The sequence below is a fragment of the Marinomonas sp. TI.3.20 genome, from assembly GCF_038155025.1.
In the GTDB taxonomy this organism is placed as follows: Bacteria; Pseudomonadota; Gammaproteobacteria; order Pseudomonadales; family Marinomonadaceae; genus Marinomonas; species Marinomonas flavescens.
On the sequence record NZ_JBAKAS010000010.1, the window covers coordinates 122,425 to 148,407 of the forward strand.

Annotated in this window: 22 protein-coding genes and 1 rRNA gene; 9 read left to right on the plus strand and 14 right to left on the minus strand. The window is 44.7% G+C overall.

The annotated features are described in order from the left end of the window. Positions 1-12 precede the first annotated feature (12 nt). The 5 genes from aroB to V6259_RS11745 are packed head-to-tail and all read right to left on the minus strand — an operon-like array spanning position 13 to position 4,503. Entirely contained in the window at positions 13-1,116 is a 1,104-nt protein-coding gene (aroB, locus tag V6259_RS11725; protein ID WP_341584651.1) for a 3-dehydroquinate synthase, read from the minus strand. Then, entirely contained in the window at positions 1,097-1,666 is a 570-nt protein-coding gene (locus V6259_RS11730) for a shikimate kinase (protein ID WP_133012286.1), read from the minus strand. Before V6259_RS11730 ends, aroB begins: the two co-directional genes overlap by 20 nt. A gap of 42 nt (positions 1,667-1,708) precedes the next feature. Further along, positions 1,709-2,860: a type II and III secretion system protein gene (locus V6259_RS11735; RefSeq protein WP_341584652.1), complete on the minus strand. Its 1,152-nt coding sequence runs from the start codon at positions 2,858-2,860 to the stop codon at positions 1,709-1,711. Positions 2,861-2,864: 4 nt separating this feature from the next. After that, positions 2,865-3,569 carry a hypothetical protein gene (locus V6259_RS11740; RefSeq protein ID WP_341584653.1) on the minus strand — a complete coding sequence of 235 codons (705 nt, stop codon included), beginning with the start codon at positions 3,567-3,569 and terminating at the stop codon, positions 2,865-2,867. Beyond that, positions 3,541-4,503 (minus strand): hypothetical protein, encoded by a 963-nt coding sequence (locus tag V6259_RS11745; RefSeq protein WP_341584654.1) that lies wholly within the window; start codon positions 4,501-4,503, stop codon positions 3,541-3,543. Before V6259_RS11745 ends, V6259_RS11740 begins: the two co-directional genes overlap by 29 nt. Positions 4,504-4,656: 153 nt before the next feature. On the opposite strand from V6259_RS11745, the gene V6259_RS11750 reads away from it, so the two are divergent. Then, entirely contained in the window at positions 4,657-7,089 is a 2,433-nt protein-coding gene (locus tag V6259_RS11750) for a penicillin-binding protein 1A (protein WP_341584655.1), read from the plus strand. Positions 7,090-7,270: 181 nt separating this feature from the next. Here V6259_RS11750 and V6259_RS11755 read toward each other — a convergent pair whose 3' ends face one another. From V6259_RS11755 to rpmE, 3 genes are all read right to left on the minus strand, one after another. Continuing rightward, positions 7,271-8,539: a malic enzyme-like NAD(P)-binding protein gene (locus V6259_RS11755; protein ID WP_341584656.1), complete on the minus strand. Its 1,269-nt coding sequence runs from the start codon at positions 8,537-8,539 to the stop codon at positions 7,271-7,273. A 173-nt stretch (positions 8,540-8,712) separates the two neighbouring features. Next, positions 8,713-9,489 carry a thermonuclease family protein gene (locus tag V6259_RS11760; protein WP_133012281.1) on the minus strand — a complete coding sequence of 259 codons (777 nt, stop codon included), beginning with the start codon at positions 9,487-9,489 and terminating at the stop codon, positions 8,713-8,715. 8 nt (positions 9,490-9,497) lie between these two features. Then, positions 9,498-9,713 (minus strand): 50S ribosomal protein L31, encoded by a 216-nt coding sequence (gene rpmE / locus V6259_RS11765; protein ID WP_133012280.1) that lies wholly within the window; start codon positions 9,711-9,713, stop codon positions 9,498-9,500. Positions 9,714-9,971: 258 nt separating this feature from the next. Here rpmE and V6259_RS11770 point away from each other — a divergent pair, with 258 nt between their 5' ends. From V6259_RS11770 to V6259_RS11795, 6 genes are all read left to right on the plus strand, one after another. After that, positions 9,972-12,203 (plus strand): primosomal protein N', encoded by a 2,232-nt coding sequence (locus tag V6259_RS11770; protein ID WP_133012279.1) that lies wholly within the window; start codon positions 9,972-9,974, stop codon positions 12,201-12,203. A gap of 43 nt (positions 12,204-12,246) precedes the next feature. Beyond that, positions 12,247-12,879 carry an SPOR domain-containing protein gene (locus V6259_RS11775; RefSeq protein WP_341584657.1) on the plus strand — a complete coding sequence of 211 codons (633 nt, stop codon included), beginning with the start codon at positions 12,247-12,249 and terminating at the stop codon, positions 12,877-12,879. Between the two features lie 100 nt (positions 12,880-12,979). Beyond that, the gene (hslV, locus tag V6259_RS11780; protein ID WP_133012277.1) at positions 12,980-13,546 is read left to right on the plus strand and encodes an ATP-dependent protease subunit HslV; all 567 of its coding nucleotides are present in this window, start codon (positions 12,980-12,982) and stop codon (positions 13,544-13,546) included. A gap of 15 nt (positions 13,547-13,561) precedes the next feature. Further along, positions 13,562-14,884: an ATP-dependent protease ATPase subunit HslU gene (gene hslU, locus V6259_RS11785; protein WP_133012276.1), complete on the plus strand. Its 1,323-nt coding sequence runs from the start codon at positions 13,562-13,564 to the stop codon at positions 14,882-14,884. Between the two features lie 27 nt (positions 14,885-14,911). After that, positions 14,912-15,289 carry a DUF971 domain-containing protein gene (locus tag V6259_RS11790; RefSeq protein WP_341584661.1) on the plus strand — a complete coding sequence of 126 codons (378 nt, stop codon included), beginning with the start codon at positions 14,912-14,914 and terminating at the stop codon, positions 15,287-15,289. 61 nt (positions 15,290-15,350) lie between these two features. Beyond that, positions 15,351-15,974 carry a ubiquinone biosynthesis accessory factor UbiJ gene (locus V6259_RS11795; RefSeq protein WP_133012274.1) on the plus strand — a complete coding sequence of 208 codons (624 nt, stop codon included), beginning with the start codon at positions 15,351-15,353 and terminating at the stop codon, positions 15,972-15,974. A gap of 98 nt (positions 15,975-16,072) precedes the next feature. Here the strand turns inward: V6259_RS11795 and V6259_RS11800 are convergent, their stop codons facing one another. The 3 genes from V6259_RS11800 to ilvA all read right to left on the minus strand — a co-directional run bounded on the left by V6259_RS11800 (position 16,073) and on the right by ilvA (position 20,550). Beyond that, entirely contained in the window at positions 16,073-16,930 is an 858-nt protein-coding gene (locus tag V6259_RS11800; RefSeq protein WP_341584658.1) for a DMT family transporter, read from the minus strand. Between the two features lie 243 nt (positions 16,931-17,173). After that, entirely contained in the window at positions 17,174-18,907 is a 1,734-nt protein-coding gene (gene argS, locus V6259_RS11805) for an arginine--tRNA ligase (protein ID WP_133012272.1), read from the minus strand. A 137-nt stretch (positions 18,908-19,044) separates the two neighbouring features. Continuing rightward, positions 19,045-20,550, minus strand: coding sequence for a threonine ammonia-lyase, biosynthetic (ilvA, locus tag V6259_RS11810; protein WP_133012271.1), 1,506 nt, complete (start codon positions 20,548-20,550; stop codon positions 19,045-19,047). Positions 20,551-20,831: 281 nt separating this feature from the next. On the opposite strand from ilvA, the gene rpiA reads away from it, so the two are divergent. Next, positions 20,832-21,503 carry a ribose-5-phosphate isomerase RpiA gene (gene rpiA, locus V6259_RS11815; RefSeq protein WP_133012270.1) on the plus strand — a complete coding sequence of 224 codons (672 nt, stop codon included), beginning with the start codon at positions 20,832-20,834 and terminating at the stop codon, positions 21,501-21,503. Positions 21,504-21,551: 48 nt separating this feature from the next. Here the strand turns inward: rpiA and V6259_RS11820 are convergent, their stop codons facing one another. Next, positions 21,552-22,523, minus strand: coding sequence for a zinc transporter ZntB (locus V6259_RS11820; RefSeq protein ID WP_341584659.1), 972 nt, complete (start codon positions 22,521-22,523; stop codon positions 21,552-21,554). A gap of 147 nt (positions 22,524-22,670) precedes the next feature. On the opposite strand from V6259_RS11820, the gene V6259_RS11825 reads away from it, so the two are divergent. Then, positions 22,671-23,630: a class 1 fructose-bisphosphatase gene (locus V6259_RS11825; RefSeq protein WP_133012268.1), complete on the plus strand. Its 960-nt coding sequence runs from the start codon at positions 22,671-22,673 to the stop codon at positions 23,628-23,630. A gap of 427 nt (positions 23,631-24,057) precedes the next feature. Here V6259_RS11825 and V6259_RS11830 read toward each other — a convergent pair whose 3' ends face one another. Together V6259_RS11830 and rrf are read right to left on the minus strand one after the other, a co-directional pair. Continuing rightward, entirely contained in the window at positions 24,058-24,702 is a 645-nt protein-coding gene (locus V6259_RS11830) for a hypothetical protein (protein ID WP_341584660.1), read from the minus strand. A gap of 1,166 nt (positions 24,703-25,868) precedes the next feature. Then, positions 25,869-25,983: ribosomal RNA gene (gene rrf / locus V6259_RS11835) — 5S ribosomal RNA — on the minus strand.

Below are 25,983 nucleotides of genomic sequence, written 5' to 3' on the forward strand. Positions count from 1 at the left end.
GGCACGATATAGCTAAGAGGTAATTTGTGCGCTTGCCTCTAATGCATCATTAATACAGGCATCAAAATCATCCATTGGAAAATCTGATGTCACAATAGCATCGCCAAGATCACCTAATAAAACTAAACGTAAACTGCCATCTAACACTTTTTTATCCAATGACATCAAGTCTTTGAAATTTTCCAATGTCATAACCGCCGGCGGCAATATTGGTAATTTAGCGGCTGTAAATAATGCAACACAACGGTTAACATCCTGCTCAGACATATTGCCCATACGCCAAGATAAATCGACGGCGAGAATACAACCTGCCGCTACCGCTTCACCATGTAACCAATTGCCATATCCCATATGAGTTTCAATGGCATGACCAAAAGTATGACCTAAATTCAGAATAGCTCGTATGCCACCTTCTCGCTCATCTTGCGCAACAACATTTGCTTTGGCCAAACAAGAGCGATAAATAGCATCACTAATTTTATCATTATCCAGTGCCATTAAAGCGTCAATTTCTTGTTCTAACCAGTCAAAAAATGACGTGTCGCAAATCAGTCCATATTTAATGACTTCTGCCATACCGGCAGACAACTCTTTCAATGGTAAGGTTTCTAAAGTTTGCGTATCAATGATCACGGCTTGCGGCTGATAAAACGCGCCAATCATATTTTTACCCAGTGGATGATTCACACCGGTTTTGCCACCTACCGATGAATCTACCTGTGATAGCAAAGTCGTTGGCACCTGAATAAAAGGGACACCACGTTGGTAAGTAGCCGCCGCATAACCCGCCATATCACCCACTACACCGCCGCCCAAAGCAATCACAGTGGTTGTGCGATTATGTTTGGCTTCTAGCAATGACGTAATGATTTGATTGTAGGTATCTAGAGTTTTATACACCTCACCGTCAGGTAAAATGCAGACAGCCACTTGGTAGTCTTCACTCAGCATCGAGACCATGGCATCCAGGTACAAGTGTTCGACAGTATCATTGGTGACAATCATGACTTGTTTGCCATGGATAGCCTGATCAAAAAGGTCTTTTTGGTGACGAATTCCACTACCAATATAAATAGGGTAGCTTCTTTCTCCTAGCTCAACCGTTAACGTTCGCATTCTGCTTCTTGCTCTCTGATTTTAAATGACGTTTGATGGCCTCTAAAGCCTTATTAGCAACCGATTTAGGATGGCGTGAATCCGTTTCAACAACCAAGGTAGCGACGTCGCGGTAAAGCGGATCTCGTACTTGAAAGAGTTTTTTCAATGTCGCTTTAGGGTCACCGGTTTTCAATAGAGGTCGATGATTGCTTTTGGAGGTACGATGTAATTGCTGCGAAACCGAAGCATAAAGATATACAACGAGAGCATTACCGTCACGAAGAAGCTGTCGATTTTCTTCACGCATAACAATACCTCCACCCGTAGCAAGAACAACACTCTCTTGATTTTCTTGTAGCATACACTCAAGAGCATGAGTTTCTCGCTTACGAAAGCCGTCTTCGCCTTCTTTTTCGAAAATCCAAGGGATATCAGCCCCAGCATTCTCTTCTATCACTCTGTCTGAGTCATAGAATTCTCTGCCTAACGAATGTGAAAGCAAACGACCTATAGTCGTTTTTCCAGCACCCATCGGGCCTACTAAAATTATATTGGGAGCTTTTATCATTATATTTAATTATATCGAAATTAAGCAGTTTCAGACTGCAGCCTAGTTAACTGACATTTGTAGCAGCTTTGGTGTAATAAATACAAGCAATTCAACCTTTTCTTGTTGTTCTGTTTGTCTTTTAAATAATACACCAAGAATGGGTATGTCTCCTAAAATAGGCACCTTACTTGTTATTTTAAAACGTGCTTCTCTAAAAATCCCACCTAAAACAAGTGTTTCTTGGTCATTAACAACGACCTGTGTTTTTAAACGATTCGTTTCTAGGCTCGGCACACCATTCACTAAATCACCAACCGAATCTTGATGAATGGTCAATTCCAGCAAGATACGATTTCCCTCTTTAACAAAAGGTCTTACTTCCAGCACCAACGCGGCATCTCGAAACTCCACATTAACATTGTCATCCTTAACGGTTTGATAAGGTATTTCTGTTCCTGATTCAATACGCGCCAACTCCCCCTCTATCGCTACTATTTTAGGTTTTGACAAAACCTTTGCCATTCCTTCGCTTTCTAGCATGTCTAAGGTAAAAGACAATAAACTCAGCCCGCTGCTACCAGCAATGGACAAACTACTCGTTGGCGTTAGCGCGCTTAAGTCGATGGCTCCACCAATAGAAGAACGCACGCTATCTGATAAGTTTGCTTGCCAATTGACCCCAAATTGAGATTGCGCCGAAGTGCTTACTTGTGCGATCTGCGCGCTGATTTCAATTTGTCGCAAAGGAATATCCAACCAAGCGAGCGTTTTTGCTAATCCTTCAACCGCCTGACAGGAAAAAGTAATGACCGAATTGGTTCGCTCATCAACGACTAAAGACATCGTTGGATACAGTGTTTTCAGGTGCCCTCCAACCGCTTTCGCTTTGGCATGGCGCAGCATCCAATAAGCTCGCTGACACTGCGTGCTTTTTACCGTCTTACTCGTCGGCATTAACACAGCGACGGCCCCTTTCCATGTCAGTGTAATTCCTGGTTGCTGCGCTACGGCCTCCATCACCTCTTTCCAAGAAGCATCTTTTATCGATAACGTAAGTGATTGTTTAATATCGGGACTAATCACCAAACTTTTTTGCATTTTAGACGCGAGCCAAGGCAACACTTCCTGTATAGGGCGAGATTCAAACATGACATCAATAGCTAGTAAGCGTTGAGGCAATAGAAAAATAATAACCAAGAGAATGTAGCGCATACAATTACTCCTTCACTCTATTTTGGTGGCGTAAGTTAAGAGCAAAAGTGTCACCTGACATCGACACTAGCGTCACGCTTTCCAGTAATACTTGCTCAACAGTCATACCTAACCTAGGAAGCCAAGCGCCCTTAGAAACCCAACGTTTTGATGACTTATGAGAAAGCAAGGCTGATGCCTCACCCTCAAAAGTCATCGTTGAAACCAGCTCCCAATGATGTGGCAGTTTTGATATTGCCTGTAAACGAACGGGCAACCAATCTTGATAAGCACGCTGGGGGTTTGGCGCTAATACATTAAAGACCAAGTCCCCGTGCCAGCGGCCGTTCATCTTCGCAGACCACACCACTGCGGTTAAACCAAGCGCCGCATTTTCTTGAATCACCTCTTGTAATGCCTGCCACTGAGTTAACAACGCTTCACCGCGAATAGCCCATTGCGTTATCTGCCCTTCCTTAGCCTTCACTATACGAGCAGCAATACCATCGTGTTGTAAAAAGCGAGCCTGCGCTAATTTCTCAGATTGGCGCATCCTATCTAAGCGTTGTTTTTCAAGCCGTACCTGCTGACGTTGATCATCGTGGCTTTCACGATATAAAGTTTGTAGCAATGGGTACCAGCAACCCGCCTGCAAAATAAGCAACAAAAGGAACAAGGTTCGTGACAGCGGGGGATAAGACTTAGAACGTAGAAACGATAAGGTCCACATCGATCACCTCCTGTGTTTTTAATGAACCCGTTCCCGATTGGACGATGCTCATCTGCCATCGCCAATTTGGGTGTTTTTGGCGCCACTGAGTGAGTAGAGGTTGCAATGTGTCTTCTGGTAGGCTCAATCGTATAGAGGCCGTATTATCCTTACTCTGAAATGATGACAAACGTACTTCTCGCGGCATTGTCCGCAATGTGGCTAATACCGCACCTACAAAAATATTACCTTGCTTTGGCAATACTATTTGCTGCGCTTGAGCTGTTTGTTGTTCTATTCGCTGGTTCTCATAGTCGGTATTAATGGAATAAAAAAACGTAAAGAAAGCGACATGCAACACCACGCTCGCCAACACTAAACAAATCCAGCGTTTACGAGCATTCTGTTGTTTCTTTTCTTCTGGCTGATACACCGCGAGATATTGATGAGATAACAGAATGAGATTGAAACGATGATGTGGACGTTGAAGCCATTGTTGTTGTGAAATAATGCCTGAGCATTTAGCACTTTTTTGAAAAGGAAGACTCAGATGTTCCATGGTATTTCTTGAACAAGCCACAATATTAAGCCGACTGCTTTGTTTGCTTAACTTGGTCACTCGATAGTAGTAGAAAATTGAGTCAGGCGGTGCAAATGTAGTTTCAGTCGCGAATGCCAGTGCCGCAAGTGGCGCAAGTTTTTTTGATAAGGGGTGATCAAGTTGGTGCTCAGATATAGACAACCAAGCGTCGGGGACTACTATCAGTATATGTTTTTTGTTTACTAAAGATTCATGGTCTAATTGCGCTTGTATGGCGTCAATTTGAACATCGCTGGGAAGTGATTTTTCTTTGTCTGAGTCAAATGGAAGTCCTTCAGGTAAGTGGCTAACATCATACACATGACATTCAGACACTGAGTAGAAGACTACACAGTCTGGGAATATTGGCTTCATGATTCATCCTTGAAGTAATCAGCACTTTATTGTCTCGGTTTCCTAACCGAATACTGGCAAGATAGCACGATTTGCTGCAAAGTTGATCACCTAAGCACAGCACAATCTGTTTATAATGTTATTTTTTTCATCCGTTTGTATTGGATCTGTATTTTGAAAGTATTAAAAATTCTCTTTTTCTTAACTCTATTTGGTGTGATTACTGGCGCGGCGGTCACCTTTGGCATTTACGAAAGTGTCAAAGATCGCATTCCAACAGTGGCGGAACTAAAAGATATTGAACTACAGATCCCACTGCGAATTTACACCGAAGATAACAAACTAATTGGTGAATTTGGCGAACAACGCCGTACACCTATTACCTATGCACAACTTCCTCCTCAGCTAGAGCATGCCATTCTCGCGGCCGAAGACAGTAATTTTTACCACCACCCTGGCATCGATATCATGGGCTTAGGTCGTGCCGCCGTTCAACTCGTCACGACAGGCAAAATTCAAGGCGGTGGTAGTACCATCACCATGCAAGTAGCAAGAAACTACTTCCTTTCTTTTCAACAAACGTTTACACGTAAATTCACCGAAATATTTATTTCATTAAAAATGGAACGAGAGCTTACCAAGCACGAAATCCTCGAACTGTATGTGAATAAAATTTACTTAGGCAAACGTGCATACGGTTTTGAAGCCGCTTCTCAAGTGTATTACGGTAAAACACTGAAAGATCTCGATCTAGCACAATATGCCATGATAGCAGGCCTGCCTAAAGCGCCATCTAGCTATAACCCTGTCGTCAATCCATCTCGTGCGTTAATACGTCGAAATTGGATTTTACAACGCATGTTGTCGCTTGGATCAATCAACAAAAAAGAATACCAAGAGGCCGTAGAAGCCCCAGTCACAGCAACAGATCACGGCATGGCGCCTGACGTAGAAGCAGGTTACGTGGCCGAAATGATCCGCTCAGAACTTCATGTAACCTATGGCGACAAACTCTATACGGACGGCCTCAGCGTCTACACTACCATCAATTCTAAGCGCCAAACTGCGGCCAACCAAGCGATTAACGATGGAGTGCTTAGCTACGATATGAAACACGGTTATCGAGGCACAATAGCAACACGCTTGAAGCTACTCGACGAACCGTTGGAAGAACAAGAAAAGGCACTTAACGCCTACAATACTTTGCACATATGGAAAGTAGGATTAGTCCTATCAACCACTAACAAAACCGCCGATGTGTTGCTTAATAATGGCGATAAAATCACGCTACCTTGGGATTCAATGAAATGGGCTAACCCCTATATTAATGACAATGCTCGAGGCCCAGCGCCACAAACAGTGGCAGATATCATGGTGCCTGGCGATATTATTGACCTTCGCCCTGATGCTAACCTTGGCTGGATCCTTACTCAGAAACCTAAATTACAAAGTGCCCTCATCTCTTTAGATAGTAAAGATGGCGCCATTCAGGCTTTGGTTGGCGGTTTTAATTATTATGAAAATAAATTTAATCGCGTCACACAGTCTAAACGCCAACCTGGCTCCAGCTTTAAGCCATTTATCTATTCTAGTGCACTCGCTCATGGCTATACTGCTGCCAGTATCATCAACGATGCACCCATTGTCTTTGAGGATTCAAATTTAGATAAAGCGTGGCGTCCAACCAATGATAATGGTCGGTTCTATGGGCCTACACGACTTAGACCAGCCCTGTACCGCTCACAAAACATTGTATCTGTACGGCTATTACAAGAGTTAGGCATTAAGCCTACGCTCAAATTCTTAACCCGCTTTGGCTTTAACCAAGACGAATTACCACATAACTTGTCATTAGCATTAGGTACGGCCAGCGTATCACCAATGCAAATGGCAACCGGCTATGCGGTCTTTTCAAATGGTGGCTACAAAATTACGCCTTACTTGATTGACCACATTACCGATCGAAATAACAAGATCGTATTTCAAGCAAATCCAGAAACTGTGTGTCGCACTTGCACCCTGCTGGATAAGAATACCGACAGCGATCAACAAACTGGGCTTTTCAATACTCCTCAAGGCGTACAGAATCGTCCTGTTGCCAAACAAGAATTGGACCCTGAAGTGGATTACATCATCTATGACATGATGCGCGATGTCATTCGCCATGGTACTGGACGCCGAGCATTAGTCTTGAAGCGTGCCGACCTTGCAGGTAAAACAGGTACAACCAACGAAGGTAAAGATGCTTGGTTCTCTGGCTATAATGGCAATCTAGTGACAACCGTTTGGAGCGGCTTTGATGACTCCACCAGCTTAGGTAAGGGCGCCTTTGGTAGCTCGGTTTCTTTACCAACGTGGATAGACTACATGCGTGTCGCATTAGATGGCACGCCATTATCCTATATCCATAAACCGTCTTCTTTAGTCACTGTTCGTATCGACCCAAAAACTGGGGAACGTGCAGAGCCAGGGCAGAAAAATGCAATTTTTGAAATATTCCGGAAAAACCATATACCTCCGCGACGTAAAACGGATTCAGATAATGGTCAAGGGAATGAAGTTCAACAAGAAAAGCAAACGGATAATGCTTTAGAAAACTTATTCTAATCTACTTACCAGAAAAGCATCACACTCAAGATAAGCACGCCAAACTCGTGTTCTTATCTTGAGTGGAACACTTCCAACCGATGATCAAATCATATTAAAGGCCATAAAAAAGGCGATATCCCTATCGAGATACCGCCTTTTATTTATCCGTACTTGTTATTTATTTACTTAAAGAAATACCTTAGCCACCGAAGTGATCTAGGTTCTCTAATGGGTAAAATGCTGGGTATGGAAGTGTTGCAACGCCTGAGTCTACTGCCGCTTGTGCAACCGCTGCTGAAACTACGTTCAACAAGCGAGTGTCCATTGGTTTTGGAAGAATATATTCTTTACCAAAACTTAATGGCAAGCCACCGTAAGCTTCAACCACATCAGCAGGCGCTTCTTCTTTCGCAAGGTCTTTCAATGCGTGAACCGCCGCCACTTTCATTTCTTCGTTAATTTTAGTCGCACGAACGTCTAAAGCACCACGGAAAATAAAAGGGAAACCTAATACGTTATTTACCTGATTTGGGTAATCAGAGCGGCCTGTTGCCATGATTAAATCATCGCGAGTTGCGCGAGCTAATGCTGGGCTAATTTCTGGATCTGGGTTTGAACAAGCAAACACGATTGGATTGGCAGCCATTTTACTAAGCTGTTCACCAGAGAATAAATCAGGACCAGAAACACCAATGAAAACATCAGCGCCTTCAATCGCATCATCCAAAGTACGTTTATCAGTATCGATCGCAAACATTGCCTTGAACTGGTTCAAATCAGTACGACCTGAATGAATCACGCCTTTACGATCAAGAACTAAGATATTTTCACGTTGTGCACCACAAGCAATGATCAACTTCATACAAGCGGTTGCAGCTGCGCCAGCGCCTAAACAAACGATTTTAGCGTCAGTAATTTCTTTACCTTGAAGCTCAAGCGCATTCAAAAGACCAGCGGCCGTTACGATCGCAGTACCGTGCTGATCATCATGGAAGACAGGAATAGAACAGCGTTCAATCAACTGACGTTCGATTTCAAAACACTCAGGAGCTTTAATATCTTCTAAGTTGATACCACCGTATGTGTTTGCAATACGAGCAACGGTATCAATAAAAGCTTGTGGGCTTTCAGATTCAACTTCTACATCAACAGAGTTCACACCGGCAAAGCGTTTAAACAACAAACCTTTACCTTCCATAACAGGCTTACTTGCCAATGGGCCTAAGTTACCTAATCCAAGAATCGCCGAACCATCAGAAATAACGGCAACCAAGTTGCCTTTACCCGTGTAACGGTAAGCCGCTTCTGGGTCTTTTGCAATTTCGCGACAAGGCTCAGCCACACCTGGGCTATAAGCTAAAGCAAGGTCGCGGGCAGTAGCCGTTGGTTTAGTAATAGTAGAGCTCATTTTTCCAGGTACTGGGTACTCATGGTAATCCAGTGCAGCTTGCTTTATATCTTCTGCCATTATGATGTTTCCGTCTATTATTTGGTGTTTAATATTAAATTCTTATAATTTGGGCCTTGTTCCTCAAACCGCAGTTTTGGAAACGACTCCTTATTAGTATTATGTCAGAATGTCTCATGTCAAAAAGCGTTATAATCCACATTAAATAAAGACGCTCATACTCTCAAAGAAAGCTACGAAGGGCCTATGTCTCTAATGTCACTCGGATATTTCACAGGAAGCACCCAAGACTGATATTTCGAATTTCGACTATTCCGTTTATGTTGCCAGCCGCGCACTTCAACAGTATGGCCTTGTAGAAAAAACACTTTCTGGGCCTGCCAATAGTTTGCTGCACTGGGTGGTAAATTGATCACTAGACTCTGGTTAGTCTCTAGCCACCAGCCACCTCGGTTATGACTAATAGAGGTTATTTTCACTCGTGCTATTACAAAGCCAGCTTGTGGCCGCCATTGTAATGATTGCTGCCAAACACCTAAATTCGCATCACGTGCGGATTGCTCTGACGCCATATAACACGCTTGATAAGCTAGGTTTGGTGGAACAGCAATACGATAACCAAGCCCTTCCGATAGTAACTGACTTGATAATGAAATACGATCTTTATCGAAGAGGTAATATAAATAACGACCGTAGCGGTCACGCCCGTCTTTACTGGGTTGCAGGTAGATATAGCGCCCAGCCAACTGGGTCAGACGCTGCTTTGCAGCAACCGCAAAGGGCTCATTATTGCCATGCTCATGGTCTAATTCTGGTGTATTAATACCAACCAAACGAACTCGACGACCGTCGACCAAATACAAAGTATCGCCATCAACCACTCGCTTCACTTGGGCTCGTTCTACTGAGCCAGACGCTTGGCATAAGTTGTTAGCGTATAAAAATGAGCAGGACAAAAACAAAAAAAGCGCCAAGAAAACTTGGCGCTTTTTTTGAACAATTACTTTCATTCTGCCAATTACTTAGCTGAACGACGTGCTCCGAAACGCTTGTTAAAGCGATCAACACGACCACCAGTATCCAACATTTTCTGTTGGCCAGTGTAGAATGGGTGACATTGGCTACATACATCAACGTGTAGATCTTTACCTAGCGTTGAGTTTAGGTTCAATGTGTTACCACAAGTACAAGTAGCAGTAATTGCAGAGTAATTTGGATGGATATCGTTTTTCATTGTATTTACCTTAAAGTTGGTGTGCCGCCACTCGATCGACATAAGGGCTTTCGCCTCGTCAAGCACCGCACGATTCGTTGTACAGACATTGTACAGTGGTACCAAGAGCGCGTATTTTAGGACTCAAATAGGTATTCATCAACCTTTTTATGGTGCTTTCCCTAAAAAATCACACTCGCACCCGATACCCAGAGTAACGTACACTAATAAGCGTATTGCTCACTGACCATTTTCTCTCAATAAGGCCACAACAAACGCATGCAAGAGGCTCTTCTGACACCCTACCCTTTCGCCCAAGTCGCTTTGCCTGTGCCAATGCGAACCTTATTTGATTATAAAATACCGAAAGCCATGGCAATGCGTCATGACTTGCAACCGGGGATGCGCGTCAAAGTCCCTTTTGGTAAAAGCAGCCGCCTAGGCGTCATTGTTTCATTCAGCGACCACAGTGAATGGGATGAGAACAACCTTAAATCTATCACTTCATTACAAGATGAGTCGGCGGTTATTCCGAGTGAACTGATGATGCTGTGCGAATGGGCAGCACGTTACTATCATCATCCTATTGGCGATGTGCTATTTCACGCCTTGCCAGTGCTATTACGCAAAGGTGAAAGCGCTGAATTCCGTACCGAAAACTGGTGGTTCACCACGCCAGAAGGACAACAGACAGATCTAGAATCGCTCAGTAGGGCGCCACGTCAACAAGACTTCTTAAAGGCCGTACAACAACACCCGAATGGCATGAGTCAAAATGCTATTTCATCATTATCTCTGTCGCCTGGTGCCGGTAAAGCACTAGAAGAAAAAGGCATGCTGCGTCGCGAGCAACGCTCATTTAACAAAGCGGGCGAAAAGCACTCCTTCCAAACCCAAGTTCCTCCAGTGCTAAATCAAGAACAGCGTATCGCCACCGATCATCTATTAGATAGCGCTTCGTCTTTTGGCGTCACCTTATTAGATGGTGTGACCGGCAGCGGAAAAACCGAAGTGTTCTTACGGGTAATGGAAAAACTAATCGAGAAAGGTAAGCAGATTCTAGTCATGGTGCCGGAAATAGGCCTGACACCACAAACGTTAAAACGCTTTGAAAGTCGTCTGCATACTGACATTGTTTTAATGCACTCTAATATGAGTGATCGAGAACGACTAGACGCCTGGCTTCTTTCTGCTAGTGGCCACGCTAAAGTGATTATTGGCACTCGTTCTGCGGCGTTTATACCGGCGCCAAATTTAGGCATGATCGTCATCGACGAAGAGCACGATGCGTCGTACAAACAACACGAAGGTTTTCGTTATCACGCCCGTGACCTAGCGATAAAACGCGCACAGAATCTTAATATTCCCGTGTTACTCGCCTCTGCAACACCATCTTTTGAAAGCCTTGCAAACGCCTTACAAAAACGCTTTTATTGGTTAAAATTACGCCAACGGGCGGGGGATGCTCAGATTCCGAAAATGGAACGCGTCGATTTGCGCGGCCAAACATTAGTAAACGGCTTTAGTCATCAAGCGCTGGCTGCCATGGAACTCTGCCTTGCTCGACAAGAACAAGTGTTAGTGTTTCTCAATCGTCGTGGCTATGCGCCAACCCTTATGTGCCATCAATGTGGTTGGATCGCCAGCTGCGATCATTGCGATGTGAACCTAACCGTTCACAAGCGAGCGAATAAATTGCATTGTCACCATTGCGACATGCAAAAAGCATTACTTCATACTTGCCCTGAATGCCAATCAGAAGAATTATTTACGGTTGGTGAAGGTACCGAACAGATAGAAACTCAACTAAGTACGCTGTTCAAACACGTTCCTATTTTGCGTATAGATCGTGATAGCACGCAACGCAAATCCGCGATGACACAATTAACACAGAAAATTCATGAGCACGATCAAGCGATTTTGATTGGTACGCAAATGCTGGCCAAAGGGCATCACTTTCCGAATGTCACCTTGGTCATTGTGATGGACGCCGATGCTGGGCTCTTCTCTGCTGATTTTCGTGGTATGGAGCGTACCGCTCAGTTGATCACACAGGTATCTGGCCGAGCTGGGCGCGCGAAGAAACCAGGGCATGTATTGCTACAAACCTATCATCCAGATCATGCCGCGATTGAATGTTTATGCAACCTTGGCTACGAACACTTTGCGATCGATGGTTTAGCAGAACGAAAAGGCTTATCTTTACCGCCTTTTTATCATCAAGTAATTATTCGAGCGGAATCCGGCAATGAACAAGAAGCGATGCAGCTCCTTGGTGCTATGAGAAATGATTTAGAACCTTATTTTCCAAGTGGATTATTTTTAGTTGGCCCTTATACCGCGATCATCGTTCGTAAAGCAGGACAACACAGAGCCCTGCTCTCTATCAAATCATCCAGTAGAGCCCCCTTGCATCAAGCCACTGCGATGATGACGGATTGGTTAGAGAAAGCGACTCGACAACATAGAATTCGTTTTGCGATTGACGTAGATCCACTGGAAACTTACTAACCAAGTCCGCATAATGTGCGTAGTTTATTAAAAAGCCAAAAATATGTTTGATTTTGTACAAATTGCAGCTAAAAAAAGTCGCCCAAAACAAGGGGCAACCCGACGAGCACCGGCACCCGCTAAGCGCAAAACTCCTTGGTGGCTATGGCTCATCGCTCCCGCTCTCCTCATCGCGTTCATTTATGGTCTCACTCAGTTAAGCCATGTAAAAAACAAAAAAACAGTCACACCAGTAGCGCCCGTTCACTCACAACCTATAGAGAAAAAGACGGCCAAAGTTGATTCGAAAAAAGTCGAGCCAAAAAAAGCCGAGGTAAAAAAGAAAGAGTCTTTTGATTTTTACCAAATACTGCAAGACAGCAAAGTGGACACTAGCCACGTTGATGCTTATCAGTTCGAGCCACGTGGCGAACAAGATTTTTATTACATGCTACAAGCGGCCTCTTTCCGTAATTCGAAAGACGCGGATCGTATGCGTGCCAAGCTCATTCTTGCTGGCATGGTAGACACCACGGTACGCCAAACTATTAGCACTAAAGATGGCAAGCCTTGGTACCGTGTTGTGATTGGCCCTTTCAATGACCGTTCTAAAATGAACCACATTGAAGATAAGCTGGTCGATATGCGCATCGAGTCCTACTCCTATAAAGTGAAAAAAGAGACTCAATCTAAGTAATCTTCGCGCATACAAAGTGAAAGACACTTCTGTATGCGCGTTTCGCTTGAAAACCCTCCAAACTGCCCCCACCTTGTTAGAATCGAATTTGGAGTAGACCATGACAACGATTCTTACAGTACGCAAAGGCAATCAAGTCGTCGTAGGCGGCGATGGACAAGTCTCTTTAGGCAACACAGTGATGAAAGGCAATGCACGTAAAGTGCGTCGTCTATACCGCGGTGAAGTTATTGCAGGCTTCGCAGGCGGCACCGCCGATGCATTCACCCTTTTCGAACGCTTCGAAGGACAACTCGAAAAACACCAAGGACATCTGGTACGCGCCGCTGTCGATCTTGCGAAAGACTGGCGTTCCGACAAAGCATTGCGCCGCCTTGAGGCCATGCTGATCGTCGCTAACAAAGAAAGCACGCTAATCATTACGGGCACCGGTGATGTGGTCGAGCCACAGCATGGCGCCTTGGCCATTGGTTCTGGTGGTAACTACGCAGAAGCCGCAGCGCGCGCCTTGATCGACAACACTGACCTTAGTGCAAAAGAAATTGTCGAAAAGAGCCTTAACATTGCTGCCGACATTTGTGTCTTCACCAACCACAGCTTGACCATCGAAGAAGTCACCATCGATCCACAGCTTGAAGACCAATCAGCCACGTCCAACAAAGAATAAGCGAGAGAACTCAACATGAGCAGCATGACCCCAAGAGAGACGGTTAACGCACTAGACAATCACATTATTGGCCAGCAAAAAGCCAAGCGCGCAGTGGCCATCGCCCTACGCAACCGCTGGCGTCGTATGCAACTTCCTGAAGACATGCGCGCCGAGATCACCCCGAAAAACATCTTGATGATAGGGCCAACCGGTGTCGGTAAAACAGAAATCGCCCGTCGCTTAGCTAAGCTATCTAACGCGCCTTTTATCAAGATAGAAGCAACCAAATTTACTGAAGTCGGCTACGTAGGACGTGATGTTGAATCCATCATTCGCGACCTAGTCGAGATGGCTGTCAAGATGCTACGCGAGCAAGAAACAAGCAAGCTTCGCCATAAAGCAGAAGACGCCGCTGAAGACCGTATTCTTGATGTGTTATTACCGCCTGCTCGTGGTGGCGATCCAGAGCTTGAAGACAACAGCACTCGTCAGACATTTCGTAAGAAACTTCGAGAAGGCAATTTAGACGACAAAGAGATTGAAATCGATCTTGCTGACGCGCCTATGGGCGTTGAGATTATGACGCCACCTGGCATGGAAGAAATGACCAGTCAGTTGCAGAATATGTTCTCTAGCATGGGCTCGCAAAAGACTAAAAAGCGCAAGCTGAAAGTCAAAGAAGCGCTACGCCAAGTGCGTGACGAAGAAGCATCGAAACTGGTTAACGAAGATGAGCTAAAAGCCCGTGCGGTAGAAGCCGTAGAGCAAAACGGCATCGTTTTCTTAGACGAGATCGATAAGGTGGCAAAAAGCTCTGAACGCTCTGGTGGCGAAGTGTCCCGTGAAGGTGTTCAGCGTGACCTACTGCCTTTGGTTGAAGGCTGCACGGTAAGCACCAAATACGGCATGATCAAAACCGACCATATTTTGTTTATCGCCTCTGGTGCCTTCCACCTTTCTAAGCCATCGGACTTGATCCCTGAGCTGCAAGGTCGCTTGCCTATTCGCGTGGAACTAGATGCACTAACTGTGAACGATTTCGAACGTATCTTGGTTGAGCCAAGCGCGTCCTTAACACAACAGTACATTGCGTTAGCGTCGACTGAAAACATCAACATCAACTTCACTACAGAAGGTATTCACCGTATCGCGGAGATTGCTTTCCAAGTGAATGAGCGTACAGAAAACATCGGTGCTCGACGTCTGCACACGGTATTGGAACGCTTGCTAGAAGAAGTATCTTACTCCGCGAGCGACATGCCAGATGGCCAAGCCGTCGACATCACTGCTGCCTATGTAGATGAGCAATTGGGTGCCATCGTCGAAAACGAAGACCTAAGCCAGTACATACTTTAATCATTACCATTAGGACAGAACATCATGATGCCAGCGCCAACCAAGATTCATTACCATAAGCAATCTCGTGAATTGGAGCTGGAGTTTGCCGATGATCAGTCTTTTCGTTTGAGTGCGGAATACCTCCGCACTCACTCTCCTTCCGCCGAAGTGCGCGGCCATGGCTTGCAAATGCCGATCCTGCAATACGGCAAAAAAGACGTCACCATTCAAAATGTTGAAGGTGCGGGTAATTATGCACTCAAGATCAGCTTCAACGATGGTCATGACACCGGCCTTTTCACCTGGGAATATCTGTATAACCTCGGCACAAACTACGACGAACTCTGGAAAATGTACCTAGACCGCCTTGAAAAAGAAGGCCAGACGCGGGACACTTCTGTCATTCAGCTGCATCAGCTTTAGGCACACACTTTCAGCCCCTAAGCTTTTCAACCAGCATCGCTTCATATCATTAGGAATTAACATGAGCTCCCTTAGCCTGTCTGCTATTAGCGCGATTGAACACGCCATTAACCTTGCTCTTAAGCAAGATGATCCTTCGCAAGCACGTCTTAGTAAATTGGCTGGTCAGCAAGTTTTTCTTTATGTCGAAGACTTCTCTTTGATTCTACAAGTTCATATTCTAGAAGTCGGCGTCATGCTGCATCGTCCAGAAAGCCTTGACGAAGTCGAGCTTGATCCGCGTTTAGACACACTCGTCCAAGGGCCAAGTTCAGCTTATCGCAAGCTACTAGAAGGCGACGGATTCTTTGATGGTGATTTACGTATTCAAGGCAACGCTCAAGCGCTAATGACCTTGCATAAAGTGATGGAAAACTTTGAGTTAGATTGGGAAGGATTGCTCGCTGACTACATTGGTGATCTACCTGCCTCGGCTCTCGCACGCTTATTGCGTAAGCAATGGTCTTGGCACAAAGAAACCGCTACCAGCCTACAGCTGCAGTTGGTTCAACACTTGCAAACCAACAGCCAATTACTGCCTAGTAAGATTGAGTTTGAAACCTTCGTCGACGACATTGAAAGACTCGGCACCGCGCTGGATCGCGCTGAAGCCAAGCTACGAATCATAGAGCGCAAACACTCTTAAACTGATTTCTGGGGAATTCACTCTACCAGACGATGAAACGCTTAGGTTTTACTTAACGTAAGCGTTGTTCTATCTCAATTCAATGCAAGCCTTCCGACTCAAGCCTTTCTACTTAAATAGACACCACCAATGGTGACAACAAAACCAGAAAGCTGTATCAGCGTCATGGTTTCATCGAATATAAAATAACTGCCTATCGCTGCCAATGGTGGAGCAAGTAGCAGTAACGTCGATACCTGAGACGCTCTGCTTTTTCGTAGCAGCCACACCATTAAGAACACACCACCACCCGACAGCACCACAACACCCCACGCTACCAACGCAAACGATTGCCATTCCATGACAAACAAGTGCTCACCTAGAAACAACATAAAGCCACAGGACACGACGCTGGCTGCTAGGTTTTGAATCGCCATGGAACTAAAAATATCAGAAGAGGAAATAGACATTTTCTGATAAGTCACGCCCAGCGAAAGTGCCAGTATCGCCGCACAAGCCAGCCCTAAAGTAAGCCCCGTAATACCGCCATGACTCATATTCAATTCCAATGCTGGGCTCACCACCATCAGTAGACCGAACATACCTACGAGTATGCCAACAATCCCTCTAAAAGACGTTTTCTCTTTGATCAATAAAAACGCCAGTATCGTCACTAATGCCGGCTGTAGCGCCCCTATCAGCGCCATCATTCCGGCTGGTAAGCCTTTGGCAATCGCGACATAGGCAAAGCCAAGATAAAAGCCATTCATCAGCATACCGGCGAGAATATGTTTCGGTAACTCTTTCAATTTAGGAAAAGGTCGGCGCAGTATCAAGGCGATCGTCAGGAACAATAATCCAGCACAGAAAAAGCGAATACTCAGAAACACATTCGGGTCGATTTGGCCAACTATAAGCTTGCCAGTGATAAACCCAGCAGACCAAATCAACACCAAAAGCCCATAAAGAAACGCCATTTATATTCCTTACCTTATTATCTAAATGTAGGAGCAACAAAGTCATCAAGCACATATAACGTACTGGGTGACAATATTTGATTGTCCCAAGCGACCGGTACCGCGTCTTATCTATTTTGCTAATGATAAAAAAAGGCGCCAACCTGAGAAGAGAGCGCCTTTCATTTACGGATTAAACTCTTTACTGATCAAACAAATTACTGATCAAGCAACTTACGGATTAAAACAAGGTTCACGCGAACGTTACATGCGCTCTAATGTTTCAATGCCCAACAACGCCAAACCTTGCTTCAAGGTCGCTGCGGTATTCAATGCCAATTGTAAACGGCTGTTTTTTACGTCTTCTTCGGCGTTCAGAATTGGGCACGCTTCGTAGAAAGTCATGAAGGTACCCGCCAAATCGTATAAGTACGCACATAAGAAATGCGGCATACCATCGTTGGCCACTTGCTGAATCGCTTCTTCAAATTGACACAATTTCACAGCCAGTGCACGCTCTTGCGTTTCTACTACGGCAATGTCACCAGTTAAGCTCGTAACGTCGATTTCTGAGCGTTTTACTATGCTGGCAATACGCGAGTAAGCATACAACAAGTAAGGCGCTGTGTTGCCTTCAAAGCTCAACATGGTGTTCCAGTTGAACACATAATCACTGGTACGATTTTTCGATAAATCCGCGTATTTCACAGAAGAAATACCCACCACACGACCAATGTTACGCAACTCTTCTTCGCTCATCTCTGGGTTTTTAGAAGCTACTAATTGATACGCTCGTTCTTGCGCTTCTTCTAACAACGCCGACAATTTCGCCACGCCACCAGAGCGGGTTTTAAACGGTTTACCGTCGCTGCCCATCACAGTACCAAACGGCATGTGTTCCAATTGTGTCGCTGGTTTTACAAAGCCTGCTTTACGCGACAAAGTAAAAATCTGCTGGAAGTGCAATGACTGACGCGCATCAACGAAGTACAACACACGGTCTGCATTCAAGGTATGCTGACGAAAACGTACTGCCGCCAAATCCGTCGTCGCGTATAAGAAACCACCACCGGTTTTTTGTACGATAACAGGCGTGATTTCGCCGTCTTTGTTGGCAAATTCCTCCATGAACACACATTGTGCGCCATTCGATTCTTTCAACAAGCCTTGCTCTTGTAGGTCATTGACCACATTCGCCAAATCATCGTTATAAGCGCTTTCTGGCATCACATGCTGACGCTCTAGAGACACACCCAACATCTTGTAGGTTTCTTCACAGTGCGTTAATGAGATATTGATAAACTCATCCCACAATGCCAAGCACTCTTCGTTGCCCGATTGCAGCTCAACAACCAATTCACGAGCGCGCTTAGCAAACGCTTCATCGTCATCGAAACAGGTTTTTGCAGCGCGATAAAAAGTCTCAAGATCAGACAGCGCCATGCTGACTTCCGTGTTATCAGCACGCAAACGTTCCATGTAGGCCAACAACATACCGAATTGTGTGCCCCAATCACCAACGTGGTTTTGACGCACAACAGTATGGCCTAAAAACTCAAGCGTACGCACAACCGCATCACCAATAACCGTCGAGCGAAGGTGACCTACGTGCATTTCTTTCGCAAGGTTCGGTGAAGAGTAATCCACCACGACCAATTCTGGAGAGGCTACCGTATCAATGTCTAGGTGATCGCTGCTGCGTAGCTTGGCTAACTCTTTGCCTAGCCAAATATCTTTCAAGAAGATATTGATAAAACCCGGTCCCGCGATTTCTACTTTTTCCGCCACATCAGACAGATCTAGTTTCTCAAGAACCTCCTGTGCTAGCGCACGAGGATTGGTTTTAAGCGCTTTTGCCACGCCCATGATGCCATTGGCTTGGTAGTCACCAAATTGCACTTTGGCAGATTGACGAACAAGGGCTGGTGAGCCATCAGGCGCACCTGCTGCGACCATTGCCGCTTGAATACGTTGATTCAGAAGGGTTTGAATATTCACAGAAGACCTTTTAAACAGAGGGCAATCCGCTCATTCAGAGCGAGTGCCAGAATCACACAGCCCTCTGATCGTTTTCACAAACAGAGGGCTGAATTCAGAAAATTAAAGTCCGGTAATGATAACCGATTTTCCCGTTTTTAGCGAAAGAACAGCTTGCACGCTTCATTGTTGTTTTCATCTTGGTAAGGGTAGCCAAGTTCGTCCAAATAATGCGTCACATCGGTTTCTTCACCCACCGCTTGCAAACCCACTAAAACACGTCCATAAGCGTCGCCATGGTTACGGTAATGGAACATAGAAATATTCCATTGGCCGCCCAAGGTATTTAAGAATTTCAACAAGGCACCAGGACGTTCTGGGAACTCAAAACTGTACAAGAGTTCACCCTTGTCACTGCGCAAATGGCCGCCAATCATATGACGCACATGCACCTTAGTCGTTTCGTCGTCCGTAAGATCGATAATCTCGTAATCTTTAAGATCTTCCAACAACTCTTGACGACTATGAGGACTGCCGCCCAATGCCACACCAACGTAAATCACCGCTTGTTGGTCGCTACCATAACGGTAATTAAACTCGGTAATATTACGGCCGACTAACGCTTGGCAGAAATCTTTGAAACTGCCCGGCGCTTCTGGGATTTTAACCGCGATAATTGCTTCGCGTTTTTCGCCCAGTTCGGCACGTTCAGATACATGGCGCAGGCGATCGAAATTAACATTAGCACCACTATTAATGGCGATTAACGTCTGGCCTTTCGCCCCTTCTCGTTCAATGTACTTTTTCAAACCGGCAAGCGCACACGCTCCCGCTGGTTCAGTAATCGCGCGCGTGTCGTCGTAAATGTCTTTGATCGCGGCACACATCTCATCTGTGGTCACGGTGATGACTTCATCGACGGTGTTTTTCGCAATCTCAAACGTGTTTTTACCGATTTCAGCCACGGCAACGCCTTCAGCAAAAATACCCACAGTAGCCAAGCGTGTTGGCTCACCTTTTTCTAACGCAGCTTTCAGACAAGCGGCGTCTTTGGGTTCCACCCCGATAATTTTAATATCAGGACGCAGGTATTTAATATAAGCCGATACACCTGCAATCAGGCCGCCACCGCCAACCGGAATAAATACCGCATCAATGTCGCCTTCGTGCTGGCGCAAAATTTCCATGCCAATGGTGCCTTGTCCGGCGATAGTATCTAGGTCATCAAAAGGATGAACGTAAACTTGACCTGTCTGCTCCATGATTTCACGCGATTTTTCAGAGGCTTCATCAAATGCATCACCAAACAATACGACTTCAGCACCGTGATTACGCACGGCATTCACTTTCACTTCTGGGGTCGTGGCAGGCATGACTATGGTCGCTTGAATACCCAGCTTCTTCGCGGCCAAGGCCAAACCTTGCGCATGGTTACCAGCGGAGGCAGCAATTACGCCACGAGCCCGCTCTTCTGCGGTTAACTGACAAATCTTGTTGTATGCCCCACGAATCTTGAACGAGAACACAGGCTGTAAATCTTCTCGCTTCAAAATAATCTCATTACCTAATCGACTAGACAATTGATTGGCGCGAGTCAGTGGTGTTTCTACGGCAACGTCATATACGCGAGCCTGTAGAATTTTTTTGATCATGGTATGGGGCATAATGCTTCCTAAGCGAATTACTAAGCCTGTGTCGATTAAGAAGATCGAATCACAGACATCAGTCATCTAAAAAAACGGAACATGAAATATACTCTTTCGCCTTGTTTCGCGCAAAGACAGATACCCCTTTACGGGTAATTAAAAGCGTAGCAAATCGACAAATTGTCTGTTTTTTTCAGGCTAACATTCCCTAATCAATAGGCTTATAATATGACCCCCTTCAGAGGCGGCTGTTTTCACCAAATAGCCCTGCATAAAACATAAAAAAAGGCGCTAGAAGCATGACTCAAGACGAACTTAAACAAGCGGTTGCACAAGCGGCTGTTGAATACATTCTACCAATGCTAGAAGACGATACTATTGTTGGCGTTGGTACCGGCTCTACCGCTAATCTGTTTATCGATGCATTAGCCAAATATAAACATATCTTCGACGGTACCGTTGCCAGCTCAGAAGCGTCTGCTGAGCGCCTAAAAAGTCACGGGATTCCTGTTTATGAGCTGAACAGCGTGTCTGAAATTCGTGTGTATGTTGATGGCGCAGATGAGTCCGATCACCACTTGCACCTTATTAAAGGTGGCGGTGCAGCATTGACTCGCGAAAAAATTGTCGCGGCTTGTAGTGAATTATTCGTCTGTATTGCCGACGAGTCGAAACTGGTGAACGTCTTGGGCGATTTTCCATTGCCAGTAGAAATTATCCCGATGGCTCGTGGCCATGTTGCCAGAGAAATGGTCAAACTTGGTGGCGACCCTGTTTACCGTGAAGGTGTGGTAACCGATAACGGCAACCATATTTTAGATATCTACAATCTTGAAATTCTAGACCCCATCGCGCTAGAAAAAAGTATCGATGGCATTGTTGGTGTCGTCACCAATGGCCTGTTCGCTAAACGTTCTGCCGATGTGTTGCTACTTGCCACAAAAGAAGGCGTGAAAACGCTGAAAAAATAAGCGCCATACGACGCTTATTACCAGCAAGAGTAAATGAAAAGTCGCTGCTTAAAACCAGCGACTTTTTCGCATAATAACAAACTGCCCTACGCCAAGAATCGTCAAAGCACCACAGAACAACCAAAAAGCTGCGCCGCTTCCTGTCCCCGGCATACCGCCAATATTTATGCCGAACAAACCCGTTAGAAACCCTAATGGCAAGAAAATACCTGACAGAATCGACAACACATACATGCGCGCGTTCATCTTCTCAGACTGCAAGTTAACGAACTCTTCCTGCATAAACAAACAACGCTCACGAAGCGACTCTAGTGCTTCCACATAACGGGTAATGTCGTTTGCCGACTCTTGTATTAACACCACTTGCTCTTTGGTAAGCCAGGTTTGAGACTCCACCGCCAAACGCTGTATCGCCTCTTTTTGCGGCACCAGAAAACGACGTAATCGAACGGTTTCGATACGGCGCTGAACCAAGGTACTACGTTGGTCAGATTCCACGTTATTTTGAATCAGATTTTCTTCTAACTCCGCTAACTCATCTTCTAAATCATCGATCACCGACGCCATTCGACTGGTTAGGGTTTGGGTGAGCGTCGCCATTAAATCTGCGGTATTAATCGGTCCTTCGTTATTCGTTAGATCTTGCACTATGTCTTGCACAGACAACAAACGTCGACGACGGCTAGAAATAATAAAATGCGGCGTAACCCACAAGCGCAACGACACCATATCAGAAGGATTAGAACCGGGGTTTAAATTCACTCCCCGTAAAGTAACCAATACACCTTGGCCAATTTTTGTCGAGCGTGGACGAGTTTCGTCCGCAAACAAAGCATCAACCACTGCCTCAGGGATATCTTCCATATCAGAAAGCCAGCCCCTTGCATCGCCTTTGCTAAAATCAATATGCACCCAACGACTACCTTCTTTCGGCACCTGCGTTGGTAGCTCATGATGATCCAACGCCGTAGCGCCACCCTGACCATTTAATTCTAAGTGGTGAATAATAAAATCCGACATAACATTTTCCTAAGCTCGTTTTGCGTAGATTATCCGAAAAGTCGATTATTCCCTATTTATTTCACAGCATTTAACAGACTCAGCTGACACTCTCCCCCTAGGGTGGCATAATTTCCATAACCTCTAAAAACAAGGATATTTCAGACCATGCAAAACCTTTCTCAAGTGTTAGCATCCAGCTCCGTTGCAGACTCGCTCCAAACGGTACTGATCCAAACGACAGATACCTGCGTTGCTATTTCTGACGTACTGAAACAAGGTTCACTTGCTGGTATTTTAGGCATGGCTGGAAATGAGAATGTCCAAGGTGAAGAACAAAAGAAACTCGATGTTATTTCCAACGACATGCTTAAAGACGCCTTACGAGCGTGCCCTGAAGTGCGTGCTATCGCCTCAGAAGAAGAAGAGGACATTGTGCCAGCAAACACCAATGGCGAATACCTAATCGCCTTTGACCCGCTGGATGGCTCTTCTAACATCGACATCAACGCCATGGTTGGCACCATCTTTTCCATTTACCGCCAAACTGGGGATAACCCAGCCACGGAACAAGACTTTTTGATCCCAGGTAAAGAACAAGTAGCCGCTGGCTATGTACTCTACGGTCCTTCCAGCATGTTGGTATTGACCACAGGCAATGGCGTAAACATGTTTACCCTAGACCCGAAAACCAACACCTTCTTGCTCACCGAAGAAGGTGTAACCATCCAACCAGAAACTCAAGAATTTGCCATTAACATGTCAAACCAACGTTTCTGGTCAGAGCACATGCAAAACTACGTCAATGACCTAATAAAAGGCAAAGAAGGCAACAGAAACAAGGACTTCAACATGCGTTGGGTTGCTGCTATGGTCGGCGACGTGCATCGTATTCTATGTCGTGGCGGTATCTTTATTTACCCATGGGATAAAAAAGATCCAAGCAAACCAGGCAAACTTCGCCTCATGTACGAAGCCAACCCAATGGCCATGCTACTAGAACAAGCCGGTGGTAAAGCCCATACCCATACAGACCGTATTCTGGACATCCAACCAACCGCCATCCACCAACGTGTCGCCGTCATACTCGGCGCTGCAAATGAAGTGGATAAGTGCCTAAGTTATTAACAGCTAAAAAATATTGAGTAGATTTTAGCTCAATGTGGATAGTTTTATTAAAATGAAAAAGACGCGAAAGCGTCTTTTTTTATGGAAGACTATATCCTACTTTCACCGTTTAAACTTGGCTAGTCCAGACAAAACCCTGTTCGACCAACCACAAATCTAAAGACAAATATTGAACGACATGTGAATAGAGGACCTAACTAAGGACTGCAAATTTGATGCGCTGATTTTATTTAAATCAGCGCCCATAAAGCAATGCATAACAACGAACTGAAATACCACACACTGATTCTGCTCCCCAAGATAGCAAGGCCAAGCCTATAAACATAGGCGATATTCCATTTTAATTCTGTATCAGTGTCAACTTGTTAAGCTAGTGTCCAAGTTACACGCCGGTTTGGAGTTACGTAGCTGCAGAAAATTGGTCACTTTAGCGATGCTTCTCAGAGTACTCGGAAAGCCACTTCACACAGGATTCATAAAATTCGTTATATTTTTTTACTAACTCATCAACTGATATATCGTAGAACACAGTTTTAGAACTAAGTTTATTATATGCAAGTCCTAGTGCATGAATCCTTGGCTCTGCTAAACCAAGAAGAGTATGGTCGGAATTTATGAATGAGTGCTTAAATGCATTAGCTATATCGTTAAGTACCTGCATTAATTCGATATGGTTAGAAAATACCGAAAGTCGATCCTCTTCGCTTTGCGAAACTACCGCTCCCAAACAATCCACTTTAATTTTCTTTGGATACTGCCCATCATCTTCATATTTTGCAAGCAGCCAGATCATTGACACAAGCTCATCGCCTGCTTTACGAAGCATATAAATAGTTTCTTCATTTGAAAAAACATGACGCTCTAACGCTCCAAAAGGAAACATACTTCCCTTTGAACAAGCCTCCCAGAACTCCCAGCTGTCGGAAATCCTCCTATTTGCTTCATCAAGGCGCCATATGATTTTCATATACTTCAATTGAAGATTTCCGTAAGAAGTATCTGGTGGTAACCAAAATCCCAAAGATGCGTTATATGGTTCAGCCAGCGTTTTTCCATTTTCTACTAATAACATTAGAATAACTCCTTAACGCTAATGCTTTGCTCAATAATGCACGTTAGAACGTCCAGTGGATGGCCCTTTTTTGGTCCGAACGATATTTGAGCTTGTTATGTACCGATTATACTCAAAACTAAATAAATGCTAGTGGAAGTAATAGCTATAGCTAAAGTCACATAAAATAAGTGAATAAGCCAATACCTTTTGGTTTTGAAACTCTCATTTTTACTCCATAGTCTTAGCTGTTCTGGTTGTTCTAATTTTTTAATAATGAAAAAACTCTTAGCATCAATACTCATATAGGAAAATAAGAACAGTTAAGATAAAGTAGATAACGCTTCAGGACTGGCAGTTTTAGTTATTTTGCGACTTAAATAGCCCCCATTGATCTATAAGATACGCCATTTTGGGATGAGATACTTTTGAATTATCTAGCACATCAGATTCAATTTCCTTTAGCCTCATATCTACCTCGCTATCTTCGAAGTCTTTATATAGTGGCAAAGAAAATATGCTAATCAGGTCGAATACAGTGTGTCCATCAAAGGACTTTTTAATCAGCTTTAATATAGGATGGTCATCTAGTATTGATGTCAGATGATTGGCGCTTCCGTTGACAGTATTACTCTAGGGTAAATAGCTGACTTCAACGCATAGGCCTCATTGAGGCTAATAGCCTTTTTATTAACCTACCAGTATAAACTCGCAATATGATGATTGTTTTTTAGACAATACGAGCAATATTTCGGATACTGTCACAATAAATAATACAGACATGCAGAACTTTTTTATATCCGCAACGTACTATTTTAATATTGGCGAATACAGTGGTTACAACAAGACTGGTGTGAGAGGTTCTTGTTTTACATTTGAGCTGACGCGTCGAGGTACGAGACAGGCGCAAGCAAATGGAAGAACAAGAAACGACTTTTACTACAAGACTAAGAGGCGACTTTTCGTAGGAGGGTTAGGCCCCCCTTCTGTGTTTTTCCCGACTTATTTCAGACAAAAAAAAAGCCCTGACAGCGTTAGCTATCAGGGCTTTCTTAATTATAAGCTTGACGACGACCTACTCTCACATGCGTTCCTTCATAAGAGCCCCACACGGGTGTGAGGTTATGATGCACTGGAACGAAAAAACCCCACCCTGCGTAGCAGGATGGGGCTTCTCTTAATTATAAGCTTGACGACGACCTACTCTCACATGGGATCCCCCACACTACCATCGGCGATGACGCTTTTCACTTCTGAGTTCGGGATGGGATCAGGTGGTTCAACGTCTCTATGATCGTCAAG

What these genes read in the sequence shown, in the direction of transcription:
- aroB (WP_341584651.1), bottom strand. Translation starts at nt 1,116, where the DNA reads ATGCGAACGTTAACGGTTGAGCTAGGAGAAAGAAGCTACCCTATTTAT.
- V6259_RS11730 (WP_133012286.1), bottom strand. Translation starts at nt 1,666, where the DNA reads ATGATAAAAGCTCCCAATATAATTTTAGTAGGCCCGATGGGTGCTGGA.
- V6259_RS11735 (WP_341584652.1), bottom strand. Translation starts at nt 2,860, where the DNA reads ATGCGCTACATTCTCTTGGTTATTATTTTTCTATTGCCTCAACGCTTA.
- V6259_RS11740 (WP_341584653.1), bottom strand. Translation starts at nt 3,569, where the DNA reads ATGTGGACCTTATCGTTTCTACGTTCTAAGTCTTATCCCCCGCTGTCA.
- V6259_RS11745 (WP_341584654.1), bottom strand. Translation starts at nt 4,503, where the DNA reads ATGAAGCCAATATTCCCAGACTGTGTAGTCTTCTACTCAGTGTCTGAA.
- V6259_RS11755 (WP_341584656.1), bottom strand. Translation starts at nt 8,539, where the DNA reads ATGGCAGAAGATATAAAGCAAGCTGCACTGGATTACCATGAGTACCCA.
- V6259_RS11760 (WP_133012281.1), bottom strand. Translation starts at nt 9,489, where the DNA reads ATGAAAGTAATTGTTCAAAAAAAGCGCCAAGTTTTCTTGGCGCTTTTT.
- rpmE (WP_133012280.1), bottom strand. Translation starts at nt 9,713, where the DNA reads ATGAAAAACGATATCCATCCAAATTACTCTGCAATTACTGCTACTTGT.
- V6259_RS11770 (WP_133012279.1), top strand. Translation starts at nt 9,972, where the DNA reads ATGCAAGAGGCTCTTCTGACACCCTACCCTTTCGCCCAAGTCGCTTTG.
- V6259_RS11775 (WP_341584657.1), top strand. Translation starts at nt 12,247, where the DNA reads ATGTTTGATTTTGTACAAATTGCAGCTAAAAAAAGTCGCCCAAAACAA.
- hslV (WP_133012277.1), top strand. Translation starts at nt 12,980, where the DNA reads ATGACAACGATTCTTACAGTACGCAAAGGCAATCAAGTCGTCGTAGGC.
- hslU (WP_133012276.1), top strand. Translation starts at nt 13,562, where the DNA reads ATGAGCAGCATGACCCCAAGAGAGACGGTTAACGCACTAGACAATCAC.
- V6259_RS11790 (WP_341584661.1), top strand. Translation starts at nt 14,912, where the DNA reads ATGCCAGCGCCAACCAAGATTCATTACCATAAGCAATCTCGTGAATTG.
- V6259_RS11795 (WP_133012274.1), top strand. Translation starts at nt 15,351, where the DNA reads ATGAGCTCCCTTAGCCTGTCTGCTATTAGCGCGATTGAACACGCCATT.
- V6259_RS11800 (WP_341584658.1), bottom strand. Translation starts at nt 16,930, where the DNA reads ATGGCGTTTCTTTATGGGCTTTTGGTGTTGATTTGGTCTGCTGGGTTT.
- ilvA (WP_133012271.1), bottom strand. Translation starts at nt 20,550, where the DNA reads ATGCCCCATACCATGATCAAAAAAATTCTACAGGCTCGCGTATATGAC.
- rpiA (WP_133012270.1), top strand. Translation starts at nt 20,832, where the DNA reads ATGACTCAAGACGAACTTAAACAAGCGGTTGCACAAGCGGCTGTTGAA.
- V6259_RS11820 (WP_341584659.1), bottom strand. Translation starts at nt 22,523, where the DNA reads ATGTCGGATTTTATTATTCACCACTTAGAATTAAATGGTCAGGGTGGC.
- V6259_RS11825 (WP_133012268.1), top strand. Translation starts at nt 22,671, where the DNA reads ATGCAAAACCTTTCTCAAGTGTTAGCATCCAGCTCCGTTGCAGACTCG.
- V6259_RS11830 (WP_341584660.1), bottom strand. Translation starts at nt 24,702, where the DNA reads ATGTTATTAGTAGAAAATGGAAAAACGCTGGCTGAACCATATAACGCA.